Source organism: Phenylobacterium sp., from assembly GCF_036963605.1.
Lineage (GTDB): Bacteria > Pseudomonadota > Alphaproteobacteria > Caulobacterales > Caulobacteraceae > Phenylobacterium.
The window spans coordinates 1-14,158 of sequence record NZ_JBALUY010000011.1; the positions used below are offsets into that span (position 1 = coordinate 1).

The following is a 14,158-nucleotide window of genomic DNA, read 5'->3' on the forward strand; positions in this document are numbered from 1 at the left end:
TCTCGCGGCCCTTCTCGGGGAACTGGCGGCCATATTCGCCGGCGCGAACACCCATCAGCGAGAAGCCCTTGATCAGGGCCAGGTTGACCGGCAGCACGGGCAGGCGTCCGGAGGTGAAACCGATGGACAGCAGCCGTCCGTCAAAGGCGATGCAACGCACGCTCTCGTCGAATACGTCCCCGCCCACAGGATCATAGATGATGTCGGCGCCCTTGCCGCCGGTGATGGCCTTGACCGCCTCGCGGAAGCCGCCGGTGACATTGACGGTGGCCTCGGGGCCATAGGCCTCGGCGACGATGGCCAGCTTCTCATCCGAGGCCGAGGCGGCGATCACCTTGCAGCCCAGGTGGCGGGCGAGGTCCACAGCCGCCAGGCCGACGCCTCCGGCCGCCCCATGCACCAGCACCCACTCGCCGGGCTCGGCGCGGGCGCGGCGCACCAGGGACACATAGGCGGTGAGATAGGCCGTCGCATAGCCGGCCGCCTGGCTGAACGAGAGACCTTCGGGCTTGCGGCGCAGGCCCTTGGCGGGTGTGACGGCGAACTCCGAAAAGCCGCCGATCCGCGCGCCGCCGACGACCGCTTCGCCGATCTGGAAATCCTCAACGCCGTCGCCGAGGGCCTCGACCTCGCCTGAAATCTCCATGCCGGGAATGAAGGGGAGGGGCGGCTTGTGCTGATACTCGCCGCGGGTCTGCAGCAGGTCGGGGAAGTTCACCGCCGCAGCGCGCACCCGGACCCGCACCTCGCCGGGTCCGGGCGCCGGCGTCTCGATCTCTGTCAGGACGCAGCCGCCATAGTCGGCCGCCAGGGCCTCGACCACCAGGGCGCGCATCAGCGGGCGCTCGCCGGTTTCGGCTGGGCCTGGGGCAGGCCCTTCAGCCCCGAGAGGATGAGGGCGGTGGAGAAGGCCGTGGCGCCCGCCACGTCCACAGGCCTGCGGCTCACCATCTGCTCGCCGACCTCACGGGCGATGGCGATGCAGGCGCCCGCCAGATAGTCGGCGTCGGCGGCCGGCGCCGCGCCGCGGGCGATTTCGTCGAGAATGGCGGCGCGGACCTCGTTGAACACCGCCTCCATCTCCGGCGTCTGGCCGTGGACGTAGAGATGTTCCTCAGCTTCCCGCCGATCGGCCCACTGCTGGTGTTCGTCGGCCAGGAACTGGAAATAGGCCTGGAGAGCTGCGCGCACGAAGCCTTCGAAATCGGCGTTCTGGCTGCGCAGGGCCTTGAGAATCGGGGCGAACCGCCGGGCGCCGTCATCGGCCAGGGCGGCGAACACCTCCTCCTTGGACTTGAAGTAGTTGTAGAAGGTGCCGGCGGCCAGGCCGGTGCGGCGAATGATGTCGCGGACGGTGCACGGCTCGTAGCCGATCTCGCCGAACACCTCGCGCGCGGCGTCCAATATGGCGGTCCGGTTCTGGACCTTGGTCTGGGCGCGCTTGCCGACTGGAAGAATGGCGAGGTGGGACATGCGACTCCGTACGCAAAACTGACGGGCGTCATTCTAGGGCCTGGTCTGGCCAAGCGCCACCGATCTGCGTCGCCCATTCGTCCGTATGGCGCTTTTCATCCCCTGCGCCTGACCTTTGGGCGGCTAAGCCTGCCCCGCGGCGGCGTGGGCCTCAGGCAGGGGGGGCGACGCCAGGGCCACAGCCCAGCCGGCACTGTCCCCAGGCCTGGGGACATTCATCGGAGGCCCCCTCCGCCAGGCAGAAGTAGTAGGTCTGGGCGCAGGACAGCCGACACGCCTGGGCGTTCGGCGCCGGGGGCTGTGACATCAGCGCCGGTCCCGCCAGGGGCCGCAGGTTCAGGTTCGCGGCGCCCGGGTCCGGGGTTTGGTCGCCTGCGGCGGCGGCGGCGGCCTGCGAGGCGCCAGGCGCCAGGGCCCCAGCTCCCCGCAGGCCCAGGGCGCCAGCGCCGGGGCGGGTGGGATCCAGGCGTCCATCGGTCTGGGCCGACGCAGGCAGGCTTGTCAGCGCGACCAGGAGAAGGGCGAGAGCGAGACGCATGGGATCACCCTGGCGCCTAGCCGTTAAGACCCGATTAACCACGTTTGATCCGGCTGGATTTCTCGGGATCAGACTGTGCGCTTGGCGCGGTCCTTCTCGTTGGTGGTCTGGATCGCCTTGCGGGCGGCCTGCCACTCGTCATCGCCCCAGGCGCGCAACCGCGAGAAGTTGCTGCCGGTGGCCTGCCAGGACGCCCCGTCGATGGCGATGGTCTGGCCGTTCACATAGGCTGACAGCGGGTGCAGCAGATAGACCGCCAGATTGGCCAGTTCCCGCATGTCGCCGACCCGGCCCATGGGATTGCCGCTCATGTCGCCATAGGCGCCGCCGGTGTCCTCGCCCTGACCGGGATTGAGCCGCGCGCTCATGCCCTCGGTGGGGAAGGGACCGGGGGCGATGTTGTTGAAGCGGATGCCGTACGAGCCCCATTCGACCGCCAGCGACTGGCTCATGGCCGCGATGCCGGCCTTCGACATGGCCGAGGGCACGGTGTAGGGGCCGCCGTTCCAGATCCAGGTGACGAGGATGGAGACCACCGAGGCCTTGCGCCCTTCGGCGATCCAGCGCTTGCCGCAGCCTTGCGTGACGAAGAAGGCGCCGCGGAAGACGATGTTGGAAATGGCGTCGAAACCCCGGGGTGAGAGGTCCTCGGTGCGGCTGATGAAGTTGCCCGCCGCATTGTTCACCAGGCCGGTCAGGGCGCCGCCGTCGGCCCAGATCTGGTCCAGCATGGCCTCGATGGCGTCGGGCACGCGGATGTCGCAGGCCAGGCCCACGCACTTGCCGCCGTGGGCCGCCATCAGTTCGCTGGCGGTCTCCTCCACCACGCCGCCGCGGCGCCCGCAGATATAGACCTCGGCCCCCAGCATCAGGCAGGCCTCGGCCATCACCTTGCCCAGCCCCGTGCCGCCGCCGGTGATCAGGATCCGCTCGCCGGTCATCAGGCCGGGGCGAAACATCAGGTCGTCCATCGAAAACTGGGCCATGGGGCGTCCTCCGCTGTTTTCGACAGTGCGGACCTGTGACGCCCCGTCGGTCAAGTCCCGGCGCGGACGGCGGTTTCCGGCGCGCAGACGAAAGAAGCGCGCGGAGCCCGCGCGCTTCGATCATCTCCAGTAAGCGGGGAAGGCCTTTAGAACTCTTCCCAGCCCTCTTCCTGGCCGGCAGGCGCCATGGCCAGGGCCGTGGCCCCGCGGGTCGCGGCGCGGGGCGTTGGCGCGGGCTGGCGCGCCGGCCGCGGAGCCGGGGCGGGGGCGGGGGCGCGATGGGCGGCAGGCTGGCCCGAAGACACCCTGAACCGGCCCACCAGCTTGGCGAGTTCGCGGGACTCATCGGCCAGCACACGGCTCGCGGCGGTGGATTCCTCGACCATGGCGGCGTTCTGCTGGGTGACGTGGTCCATTTCATTGACCGCCGTATTGACCTGGGCGAGGCCGAGCGCCTCCTCCTTGGCCGAGGCGGCGATCTCGCTGACCAGCCCGTTGATCTCGGCCACCTGGGTGACGATCCGTTCCAGGGCCTGGCCGGTCTCGCCCACCAGGCCGACCCCCTGCGACACCTGTTCGGTGGAGGCGCTGATCAGGGCCTTGATCTCCTTGGCGGCCTCGGCCGAGCGCTGGGCCAGGGCCCGGACTTCGGAGGCGACGACCGCGAAGCCGCGGCCGGCGTCGCCGGCCCGCGCGGCCTCGACCCCGGCGTTCAGGGCCAGCAGGTTGGTCTGGAAGGCGATCTCGTCGATCACCCCGATGATCTGGCTGATCTGGGACGAGGACTGCTCGATCTGGCCCATGGCGGCCACGGCGCGACGGACGATGTCACCCGAACGCTCCGCGTCGGCCCGGGCCGAGATGACGGCCTCCCGGCCCTGGTCAGCGCTGCTGGAGGTCTTCTGGACGGTGGCCGTGATCTCGTCGAGGGCCGCGGCGGTCTCTTCCAGAGTGGCGGCCTGGTGCTCGGTGCGGCGGGACAGGTCGTCGGCGCCGGACGAGATTTCGGTCGCCCCCGACGTGATCGCCCCGGTCGTCGAGGCGATGGCGCCCATGACGTCTTCCAGCTTGGCCACCGCGGCGTTGAAGTCGTCGCGGAGCTTTTGATATTCGCCGGGGAAGTCGGTCTCCAGCCGGTAGGTGAGGTCGCCGTCGGCTAGGTGCGACAGGGCCTGGGCCAGCTCGCCGACCACGCGGGCCTGTTCCTCGGCCACGGCCGCAGCGGCCTCGGCGCTCTGGCGGCGGGTCTCTTCGGCGGAGTGGCGGGTGGCTTCCTGATCGGCGCGCAGCTGTTCCATCTGGAGCTGGTTATCGCGGAATACGGTGAGGGAGCGGACAATGGCGCCCAGTTCGTCCTTGCGGGCCAGGGCGTCGAGATTGACCCCGTTGTCGCCCCGCGACAGGCGCTCGGTGGCGCCTGCGATACGCTGGACAGCCCGACGCATGGTCAGCACCGACATCAGCGCCAGGGCGCCGGCCGCCAGCAGGGTGACCAGGACAACCGCCATGGTGACATTGCGGGCCAGGGTGGCGCGCGCCTCGCTGGCGGCGGCCCGGGCGTCGGTGGCGGCCTGGGTCTGCTCGACGATGGCGCCCAGATTGGCAGTCATCTGCGTATATTGCTCTTCGAACGGCGCGGCGAAGCCGGCGGCGGTGGTGAAGTCTACCGAGAGCATGGCCACGATGATGTCCAGGGCGTCGTGGGTCTCCTTCAGATCCTGGATCAGGGTGTCGAAGGCCGCGTGCTGGCTGGCCGGCGCGGCGGCCTTGGCGGTGGCCGCATCAGCGGCGATGGCGTTCACCTCCGCCAGCATTTCCTGGGCCTGCGCTTCGATGGTTTCGACCTCCAGGGCCGCGGCCTGTTTGGTCAGCAGGAAGTAGAGGTCCCCATGGACGGCGTTGATCCGCTCCGAAATCCGCTGGATCCTTAGGCTGTTGGGCATGTCGGTGTGAACGACCTGCTGCAGGGCCTGGGTCTGGGCCTGCTGCATGTAGATGGTCCCGCCCGCCACGGCGGCGAGCATGAGCAGCGCAAAGGCCGGCGCGAAGCCGATCTTCACGATCAACGGTAAGTCCACGAGCCGAAAGCGCATTGTCGATCCATCCCCTGACATGCCTGATTCCCATCTGGCGGCGGCATGATGAACGGTAGGTTGCTAACAGTTCCTCACCGAGGGTTGCGTTCTTGCCCAGGCTCGCCCGCCACTCAACTATATAAAGACGGCTCAAGTGCAGGCAGGAGCAGTGGTCGGCAATAATTATGGTTTACGATTATTTACTATCGTTTTCTTGCGTGGATTAGACAATTTTAACCTGAATCCCCGATGGTGCTCTCACTTCCGGTCTAGAAGGAGTGGGTAGGTGAAAAAGATCATCGCAATCGGTGGGGGCCTCTTCGTGAGCCTCGTTCTGGCGAACGCCTCTGTGGCGGCTTCGTTTGAAGAAAGCATGGCTCGTTGTCTGTCGAAGCACGCCAATACGCGTGAAGCGGCGACCGTCATGCTGGAATGCAGCGCGGACAGCGGCAAGCTGTCGGACTGCAAGGTCCTGCAGGACAGCGCTGCGGGCAAGGGTTTCGACAAGGCCGCGCTCTGCGTCGCCGAAGTCCTGCCCATGGGTTCCAAGACGGGCCAGGTTAAGGTCCCGATGCGGTTCCCTGGCAGCTAAGCCAGACAGTTTCGTATTCTTACGATCAAACGCTCCCGTGCTTTGCGCGGGGGCGTTTTTTCTTGGCTGATCAGGCCTTCAGCCGGGCCATCAGGGCCTGGGCCGCCGCTGGGGCGCGCACCTTGCCTTCGCTGATGAAGAAGGCGAACACCTCGCGGGCCTTGGTCCTTGGCGTCTGATCCAGCATCGGCAGGTCGTCGGGAACGTCGCCGGCCGCATAGGTCTGCAGACGATCCGCCCACTGATCGAGGGCCTTGGGGCCATAGCCGGTCTCGATCTCGTCGGACCCCGCCATCAGCCGGGCATAGATGAAGTCGGCCACCGGATCGGCGATCATCGGAAACTCGGCGTGCTCGGTCAGGCAGACCGCCACATTGCGCGCCCGGCACATGGCCAGGAAGGCGGGATCGGCGAAGCTTGCGTGCCGCACCTCGACCGCATGGCGCAGGGGCAGGCCCGCCAGCGTCGTCGGCAGCAGATCCAGGAATCCCTCGAAATCCTCGGCGTCGAACCGCTTGGTGGCCATGAACTGCCAGAGGATCGGCCCCAGTCGGTCGCCCAGCTCGACGATGCCCTGGTTCAGGAACTTTCCCACCGACTCGCCAGCGTCTTTCAGCACCTTGCGATTGGTGCAGAAGCGCGAGGCCTTGAGGGTGAAGACAAAGCCCTCAGGGGTCGCGGCGGCCCATTTGGCGAAGCTCTCGGGCTTCTGGCTGGAATAGTAGGTCGAGTTGATCTCGATGACCGGAAGGTGCGCGCTGGCATAGGCCAGTTCGTCGGCCTGCCGCAGGCCCTGGGGGTAGAAGACGCCCCGCCAGGGCTCGAAGGTCCAGCCCCCGATCCCTGCGCGCACCCGTCCGGTCATTGTTCATCGTCCTTTTATTTGCGCGCCGCCGCGGTGGCGTCGCGGGCGGCCTTGAATTCCGAGCCAGCTTTCCACTCCGGCCAGTCGCTGGAATTGGCCAGTTCCAGCCCGAGCTGCAAGAGCAGTTCGGCGTCCTGGGCCATGCCCTCCAGATTCCAGTCGGGGCCATATTCGTCGGCCGGCTGGTGGTACTGGGCGGCGGTATAGTTCCGCGACCAGGCCTGACCGGCCTCGACGCCGCCTTCGACCAGATCCTGGCCGGAGCGGAACGAGATCGATGGCACGCCGGCGCGCACGAAGGGGAAGTGGTCGGACCGGAAGAAGCTGCCGGCCTCGGGACGGGGATCGGGCTTAAACGCCCGACCCTGGGCCGCGCCCTGCGCGATCAGCAGGTCCTGCAGCTGCGAGGCCGCATCGCCGGCTGCGGAGAAGTCCCTGGCCGGACCTGCAGGAGAGGGGGCGTCGAGGTTCAGGACCGCCACCGTGGTCTCGAGGGGATAGAGCGGATTGGCGGCGTAGTATTCCGAGCCCAGCAGGCCCTTCTCCTCGGCGGTGACCAGCAGGACGTTCACGGTCCGCTCCGGCGCGGGACCCTGGGCGAAGGCGCGGGCGATCTCGATCACCGCGCCGACACCCGCGGCATTGTCCATCGCGCCATTATAGATGGTGTCGCCATCAGCATCCGGCGCGCCGACGCCCAGATGATCCCAGTGGGACGTATAGAGAATGCGCTCGTCGGGCCGTTCGGCGCCGGCCACTTCAGCCACCACGTTCTGGCTGATGATCTGACGCGCATCCACGTCGAAGGCGGTGGAGAAGGTCACATTCTCCAGCAGGCGCGGCTGGAAGTCCCGGGTCTGGGCTTCGGCCTTGAGGACCTCGAAGTCCAGTCCAGCCCGGGCCATCAGGTCAACGGCCACGTCCCGCTGGATCCAGCCCTCGACCGGGACATGGGCCTTGGCGGGCTCGGCCCGGATGATGTCGAAGATCTCATTGGTGTTGGAGTTCTTGACCGTCGCCCAGCCATAGGATGCCGGCTCGGACTCGTGGACGACCAGCAGGCCCAGCGCCCCATGGCGCGCGGCCTCTTCGTACTTGTAGGTCCAGCGGCCGTAATAGGTCATGGCCTTGCCGCCGAAGTCGCCCTCGCCGGCCTCGTAGTCGGGGTCGTTGACCAGGACCACGACCACCTTGCCCTTGACGTCCATGTCCTTGAAGTCGTCCCAGTCGCGCTCCGGCGCCACGACGCCATAGCCGGCGAAGACGATCGGCGCGTTGTCGATATCGACGCGCTCGGCCCCGTTGGCCGCGGCGCGGATGGCGATCTCCTCGCCCTGGCGCAGGGTGATCGCCGCGCCAGGCGCCAGGATGGTCGCCTCCACCGGGCCTTCAATCTCGAAGCGCGCCAGGGGGACGTCCTGGGTCCAGAGGCGCTGGCCGTCTTTCAGATCACCGGCGGGCTTCAGCCCCGCGGCCTTCAACTGCTCGACCATATAGGCGATGGTCTTGGCCTCGGCCGGGGTGGCCGGGGCGCGACCTTCAAAGGCGTCGGAGGCCAGGACTTCGACGTGCTGGCCGATCCGCTCGCCGGAGATGGAGGGCGCCGCCAGGGCGGGCGCGGTGATCAGGGCCGCGGAGGCGACCGCCGCAAAAAGGAGCGTTTTCATTGAGACTCTGCGCAGGGTTGTGGTTTAGGGCGGAGCCTAGCTGCGGCGCGGGCGCCACGCCACCGGGGATGTTACCTGTGTGACGGCAAGGTCCGAGGTTTGTATCGGCGCTGCAATTCCCGGGTCGCGAACCTGTGGTTTGGGAAGCGCCGCTGTTTAGGCCGCATTACTCCCTGGGGCGATATGATGAGTTCCGATTCGCGGCCGAGGCCTACCAGGACTGCCATGCGTCTGACGTCTTCGCTCGCTCTTTCCGCCCTCCTCGCTCTCGGCGCCTGTGCGACCGCCCGGGACGCCGAGATCGCTCTGCCTGGGGCCTATCCGACCCTGGATGCGAACGCGGCTTCCGCCGGAGCGCTGGACGCCTGGTGGCTGTCCTTTGGCGATCCTGAACTGAACGCCCTGATCGACGAGGCCCTGGCCCTCAGTCCGGACGCCCAGAGCGCGGCGGCCCGCCTGCGCGAGGCCCGGCTGACGGCGACCAGCGCGCTCACCACCTTCCTGCCCCAGGGCCAGCTGACCGGGTCCGCCCGCCAGACCGAGACCGAACAGGTCGACGGCCAGGAGGTCAGCGTTCCGGGCCTGTCGACCTCAGGGACCAGCGAGAGCTATCAGGGGGCCTTCAATGTCAGCTGGGAGCTCGACCTGTTTGGCCGGTTCTTCGCTGTGCGTCGCGCGGCGCAAGGCGACACCGCCGCAGCCCGGTTCGCCTATGAGGGCGCCCGCGCCAGCCTCGCGGCCAATGTCGCCGACGCCTACTTCCAGGCGCGTGGCCTGGCCATCCAGCTCGAGGACGCCCGCGAGAGCGCCCGCGTCCAGCAGTCCCTCTATGACCTGGCTCAACAGCGTGTCGATATCGGCATCGCCGCCCGTTCGGACTCCGACCGCGTGGCCGGCGAGCTTGCCCAGGCCCTGAGCCAGGTGGAGAATCTCGAGGCCGAACTTCAGGCTCAGCAGCGGACCCTGCTGGTCCTGGTCGGCCGCGGGACCGCTCCCCTGGCCGGCGTCTCGACCCCACCCCTGGCCGGCCTTCCGCCGCCGGTTCCCGCCGCCGTGCCGGGCGAACTCCTGGCCCGGCGTCCCGATGTCCGCGAGGCCGAGGCCCGGGTGCGTTCGGCCGCCGGTCGCCTGGCGGTGGCCCAGCTCGCCTTCTTTCCCACCTTCACTCTGACGCCGGGTCTCGGCATCTCGCGCACGGTTCAGCCGGGCTATGAGGCTACGACCCAGAACTGGAGCATCGGGGCCAATGTCACCCAGCCGGTGCTCAACATTCCCCAGCTCCTGCTGGACATGCGCGCCCAGGACGCCCGCACCGAACAGGCGGTGATCGCCTATGAAAAGGTGGTGCAGACCGCCTATGCCGAGGCCGAAAGCGCCCTTGTCCGTCTGTCGGCCGATCGGCGCCGGGTGGATCTGCTCACCGACGGCGAAGCCCGGGCCGAGCGGGCCTATAGGTCAGGCCGGATCGGCTACGACGCCGGTCTGACCGATCTGCAGACGGCGCTCGCCGCCGAACAGACCTGGCGCGCCACCCGCGCCCAACTCACCAGCGCCCAGGTGCAATCCCAGCGCCGGGCGGTCCAGGCCTTCAAGGCCCTCGGCGGCGGCTGGCCGTCGCAGGACCTTCCTCTCAACACCCAAGCCCGCTGAGGCGGACGGCATGATGCAGATCAAGACCCCCCCGGCGACCCGCCGCAAAGCCCCGGCCGCCCTGATCGTGATGATCGCCGGCGCGCTGGCCTTAGCCGCCTGCGGCGAAGAGGCGCCCCGGGAAACCGCCGAGCAGCAGGCGCGCGCCGTGACGGTCGTCCCGGTAGCCGCCCGTTCGATCACCGGCTCCGTCGCCGCCTCGGGGCCGCTGGTCCCGCGGGAGGAGGCCGCCGTCAGCGCCGAGATCGCTGGCTACCGGGTCGCCCGCGTCCTGGTGGAGCCCGGCGCCTATGTCCGCAAGGGCCAGACCCTGGCGGTGCTGGACGGCGCGCTGCTCCAGTCGCAACTGCAGCAGCAGGAGGCGGCGCTGGCCCAGGCCGAGGTGCAGGCTCAGCAGGCTGAAAGCCAGGCCGCCCGTGTCGAGGGCCTCGAAGGCCAGGGCGTCCTGTCCGACGAACAGATTGAACAGCGTCAGTTCCAGGCCCGGAGCGCTCGGGCCCAGGCCCGGGCCCAAGCCGCCGGCCTCGCCGATCTCCGCGCCCGCCAGGCGCGCCTCTCGGTGAGCGCGCCGGTGTCCGGCCTTGTGCTGGCGCGCAATGTCCGCCCCGGCGACCAGTCGGGCGCAGGCACGACCCCGTGGTTCGTCATCGCCCGCGACGGCCTGATCGAGCTGCGGGCCGAGGTGTCCGAGGCCGATCTCGCCCGTATCCGCGAGGGCCAGTCGGTTCAGGTGACCCTGCAGAACGGCGAAGCCGTCCAGGGGACAGTGCGCCTTGTGAGCCCGCAGGTGAACGCCGAAAGCCAGCTGGGCGAGGTCTGGATTCGCCTACCCAACCGTTCCGACATCCGCGCTGGCGGCTTCGCCAGCGCCGCCTTCCAGGGCGGCGGGGCCTCGTCCCTGACCGTACCCGAGACCGCCGTCCGCTATGACGGCGACGGCGCCAGCGTCATGGTGGTGGGCGAGGACAACCGGGTGAAGCGGGTCGCGGTCTCCACCGGCGCCCGCGGCGGCGGGCTCGTCGAGCTCGTCCGCGGGCCTCCGGCCGGCGCCCTGGTGGTGGAGAGCGCGGGCTCCTTCCTGCTGGAGAACGACATGATCCGGCCGGTCCGGGCCTCGGCCAGCGCGGCTGCGCCGGCGGCGAAGTCGGCTGAGGCGCCTGCCGCCCAGCCAGCCAACAAGACCGAGCCGGCGAAATGAGCGACGAACGTCACCTGGGAATCTCCACCTGGGCGATCCGGAACCCGGTTCCGGTCGTCGTGCTCTTCATCGCCCTGACCCTGGCCGGGATGATTTCCTATGGAAATCTGCCGGTGAAGCTCTTCCCCAACGTCCAGTTCCCCATGGTCTCGGTGACCGTGACCCAGAGCGGCGCGGCGCCTGGGGAAATGGAGACCCAGATCACCCGGCCGGTGGAGGACGCCCTGGCCGGCATCCCCAACGTCAAGAACATCTATTCCACGGTGACCCAGGGCGCCTCGGTGACCAATGTCGAGTTCGAACTCGGCGAGGATCTCCAGAAGGCCACCGACGACGTCCGCTCGCGGATCGACCAGACCCGGGCCGTCCTGCCGCGGGAGATCGACGAGCCAACGGTCCAGCGGGTCGAACTCGATTCCCAGCCGATCATGACCTATGCGGTGGCCGCCTCGGGCATGTCCGATGTGGAGCTGTCCTGGTTCGTCGACGACACCCTGGGCCGGGCTCTGCAGGCCAGCGATGGCGTGGCCCAGGTGGCCCGCGTCGGCGGGGTGACCCGCGAGATCAATGTCGTCCTCGACCCCGACCGTCTGGCCGCCCGTGGCCTGACCGCCACCCAGGTCAACAACGCCCTGCGCAGCTTCGATCTCGATGCGCCCGGCGGCCGGGTCACCATCGGCGGCCAGGAACAGAACCTGCGGGTGCTGGGCGCCGTCAGCAGCGTCGAAGCCCTGCGCGAACTGACCATCCCCACCGGCCAGGGCGGCTTCGTGCGCCTGTCCGATATCGCCGATGTGGGCGACGGCGCCTCGGAGCCCCGCGGCTTCGCCCGCCTGAACGGCCAGCCGGTTGTAGGCTTCATGGTCATGAAGACCCGCGACTCCAGCGACGTGGCCGTCGAGGACGGGGTCCTGGAGGCCCTGGCCGAACTGGAGAGCCAGTACGAGGGCGTCACCTTCACCAAGATCTTCTCCTCGGTGGACGAGACCCGGGCGAGCTTCCACGCCACCCAGAACGTCCTGCTGGAGGGCATGGGCCTGGCCGCCCTGGTGGTCTTCGTCTTCCTGCGCAACTGGCGCTCCACGGCCATCGCCGCCGTCGCCATGCCGCTGTCGCTGATCCCCACCTTCTTCGTGATGGATCTGCTGGGCTTCTCGCTGAACATCGTCACCCTGCTGGGCCTGACCCTGGTGATCGGCATCCTGGTCGATGACGCCATCGTCGAGGTGGAGAACATCGAGAAACGGATCGTCGCCGGCATGCGACCCTTCCAGGCCGCGTTGGAAGGCGCCGACGCCATCGGCCTGGCGGTCGTGGCCACCACCGCATCGATCGTGGTGGTGTTTACTCCGGTCTCGTTCATGGGCGGCATGGCCGGCCAGTTCTTCCGGGAGTTCGGCATCACCGTCTCGGTGGCCGTCATCTTCTCCCTGCTGGTGGCCCGCCTGCTCACCCCGCTGATGGCCGCCTATCTGCTCAAGCCTGTGGCCCACCCTCAGGAGCGCAAGCCGTTCAAGGGCTTGTATCGCAACACCCTGGAATGGGCCCTGGACCACCGGATCGTGGCCTGCATCGCCGGCGGGGTGCTGTTCATCCTCTCCCTGGCCTTGATCCCCTTCCTACCCCAGGGATTCCAGCCGGCTGGGGACCCGGACTATCTGTATGTGAACGTCCAGGGACCGCCTGGCGCCACGGCCGATCACATGGAGGGCGTGGTCCGCGACATCACCGGCACCTTCTCCGAGCGGCCCGAGGTGACCAACGTCTTCGCCCAGATCGGCTCGACCGTGGTCGCCCAGGGTCCTGGCGGCGGGGGTGGCGGCGGCAGCGATCTGCGCAGCGGCACCGTCACCGTTCTGCTCAACGAAGGGCGCGACCTGTCCGGCGACGAGATCCGTCGCGAAATGCGCGAAGCCCTGCGGGAAATCCCCGACGCTCGGGTGACCTTCCTCGACGGCCAGGGGCAGGCCGGTCTGCAGATCGTGCTGACCAGCGAAGACCCCGACGCCCTGCGCGATGCGGCCCTTGAGCTCGAGCGGCAGATGCGCGAGGTGCCCGAGATCGCCGAACCCAGGCCTTCGGTGCCGCCCACGGGTCCTGAGCTGATCATCCGGCCCCGCGCCGCCGAGGCCGCGCGCCTGGGCGTCAGCGCCGAACAGATCGCCACCGTGGCCCGGGTCGCCACCGTCGGCGATATCGACGCCAATGTGGCCAAGATGACCATCGGCGAGCGACGCCTGCCCATCCGCCTGCGGCTGCCCGCCGATGCGCGCACCGACCTGGAAGCCATCCGGGGCCTGCGCCTGCCCACAGCCACCGGCGGTGTGACCACCCTGGGCGCCGTGGCCGACGTGGAGTTTCAGGCCGGCCCGGCCCGTATCGAGCGCCTGAATCGCAGGCGTCAGCTCACCGTCCAGGCCGAGCTGAACGGCGTGGAGTTGGGGGACGCTAACCAGAAGGTCCAGGCCCTGCCGATCATGCAGGACCTGCCCGAGGGCGTGGCGCCGGCGGCCACCGGCGAGCTGGAGGCCATGATGGAGCTGTTCGGCGCCATGGGCCTGGCGATCTTCGCGGGGGTCTCGATGATCTTCGCCGTGCTGGTCCTGTTGTTCCGCAGCTTCTTCAAGCCGGTGGTGATCCTGTCGGCCCTGCCCTTGGCGGTAGGTGGCGCCTTCCTGGGCCTGCTGGCCTTCCGGCTGTCCCTGTCGATCCCCTCGATGATCGGCTTCCTGATGCTGCTGGGTCTGGCGGCCAAGAACTCGATCCTGCTGGTGGAATACACCATCGAGCGGGAACGCGAGGGCATGCCCCAGCGCGACGCCCTGATCGAGGCCTGCCGCGAGCGGGCCCGGCCCATCGTCATGACCACAGTGGCCATGGCGGCGGGCATGTTGCCCACGGCGCTGGCCCTGGAAAAGGGAGCGGAGTTCCGCCAGCCCATGGCTGTGGCGGTGATCGGCGGCCTGATCACCTCGACCATCCTGTCGCTGGTGCTGGTGCCGGTGGTCTACGAGATCGTGGATGATTTCGAACGCTGGCTGGCGCCCAAGCTCGGCCGCCTGGTCACCCCCCGGGACGCGCCGGGGCCGGCGGTGCCGGAGGACAGACTTTAGG

11 protein-coding genes are annotated in these 14,158 nt (G+C 68.8%); 4 read left to right on the plus strand and 7 right to left on the minus strand.

Features of this window, described 5'->3' with window-relative positions:
- The 5 genes from V7702_RS03630 to V7702_RS03650 form a co-directional block, all read right to left on the minus strand.
- The coding region (locus V7702_RS03630) for an NADPH:quinone oxidoreductase family protein (RefSeq protein WP_335648785.1) at nt 1-835 on the minus strand (835 nt) is incomplete at its 3' end.
- The gene (locus V7702_RS03635) at nt 835-1,473 is read right to left on the minus strand and encodes a TetR/AcrR family transcriptional regulator (protein ID WP_335648786.1); all 639 of its coding nucleotides are present in this window, start codon (nt 1,471-1,473) and stop codon (nt 835-837) included. The genes V7702_RS03635 and V7702_RS03630, both read right to left, overlap by 1 nt.
- Nucleotides 1,474-1,624: 151 nt before the next feature.
- Complete coding sequence (locus tag V7702_RS03640; RefSeq protein ID WP_335648787.1) at nt 1,625-2,011, minus strand: hypothetical protein; 387 nt, start codon at nt 2,009-2,011, stop codon at nt 1,625-1,627.
- Between the two features lie 68 nt (nt 2,012-2,079).
- On the minus strand, nt 2,080-2,997 hold the full coding sequence (locus tag V7702_RS03645; protein ID WP_335648788.1) for an SDR family oxidoreductase: 918 nt from the start codon (nt 2,995-2,997) through the stop codon (nt 2,080-2,082).
- A gap of 146 nt (nt 2,998-3,143) precedes the next feature.
- Nucleotides 3,144-5,090, minus strand: coding sequence for a methyl-accepting chemotaxis protein (locus tag V7702_RS03650; protein WP_335648789.1), 1,947 nt, complete (start codon nt 5,088-5,090; stop codon nt 3,144-3,146).
- A gap of 268 nt (nt 5,091-5,358) precedes the next feature.
- Here V7702_RS03650 and V7702_RS03655 point away from each other — a divergent pair, with 268 nt between their 5' ends.
- Nucleotides 5,359-5,664 carry a hypothetical protein gene (locus V7702_RS03655; RefSeq protein ID WP_442958390.1) on the plus strand — a complete coding sequence of 102 codons (306 nt, stop codon included), beginning with the start codon at nt 5,359-5,361 and terminating at the stop codon, nt 5,662-5,664.
- A 70-nt stretch (nt 5,665-5,734) separates the two neighbouring features.
- Here V7702_RS03655 and V7702_RS03660 read toward each other — a convergent pair whose 3' ends face one another.
- Both V7702_RS03660 and V7702_RS03665 read right to left on the minus strand, forming a co-directional pair.
- Nucleotides 5,735-6,529 carry a DUF72 domain-containing protein gene (locus V7702_RS03660; protein WP_335648790.1) on the minus strand — a complete coding sequence of 265 codons (795 nt, stop codon included), beginning with the start codon at nt 6,527-6,529 and terminating at the stop codon, nt 5,735-5,737.
- A gap of 14 nt (nt 6,530-6,543) precedes the next feature.
- Nucleotides 6,544-8,196, minus strand: a complete 1,653-nt coding sequence (locus V7702_RS03665; protein ID WP_335648791.1) for a M28 family peptidase — start codon at nt 8,194-8,196, stop codon at nt 6,544-6,546.
- A gap of 225 nt (nt 8,197-8,421) precedes the next feature.
- Between V7702_RS03665 and V7702_RS03670 the strand changes: the two genes are divergently transcribed.
- From V7702_RS03670 to V7702_RS03680, 3 genes are read left to right on the plus strand one after another with little or no spacing between them, the layout of a single operon-like run.
- Nucleotides 8,422-9,846: an efflux transporter outer membrane subunit gene (locus V7702_RS03670; protein WP_335648792.1), complete on the plus strand. Its 1,425-nt coding sequence runs from the start codon at nt 8,422-8,424 to the stop codon at nt 9,844-9,846.
- A gap of 10 nt (nt 9,847-9,856) precedes the next feature.
- Nucleotides 9,857-11,044: an efflux RND transporter periplasmic adaptor subunit gene (locus tag V7702_RS03675; RefSeq protein ID WP_335648793.1), complete on the plus strand. Its 1,188-nt coding sequence runs from the start codon at nt 9,857-9,859 to the stop codon at nt 11,042-11,044.
- Nucleotides 11,041-14,157, plus strand: coding sequence for an efflux RND transporter permease subunit (locus V7702_RS03680; protein ID WP_335648794.1), 3,117 nt, complete (start codon nt 11,041-11,043; stop codon nt 14,155-14,157). Before V7702_RS03675 ends, V7702_RS03680 begins: the two co-directional genes overlap by 4 nt.
- Nucleotide 14,158 lies beyond the last annotated feature (1 nt).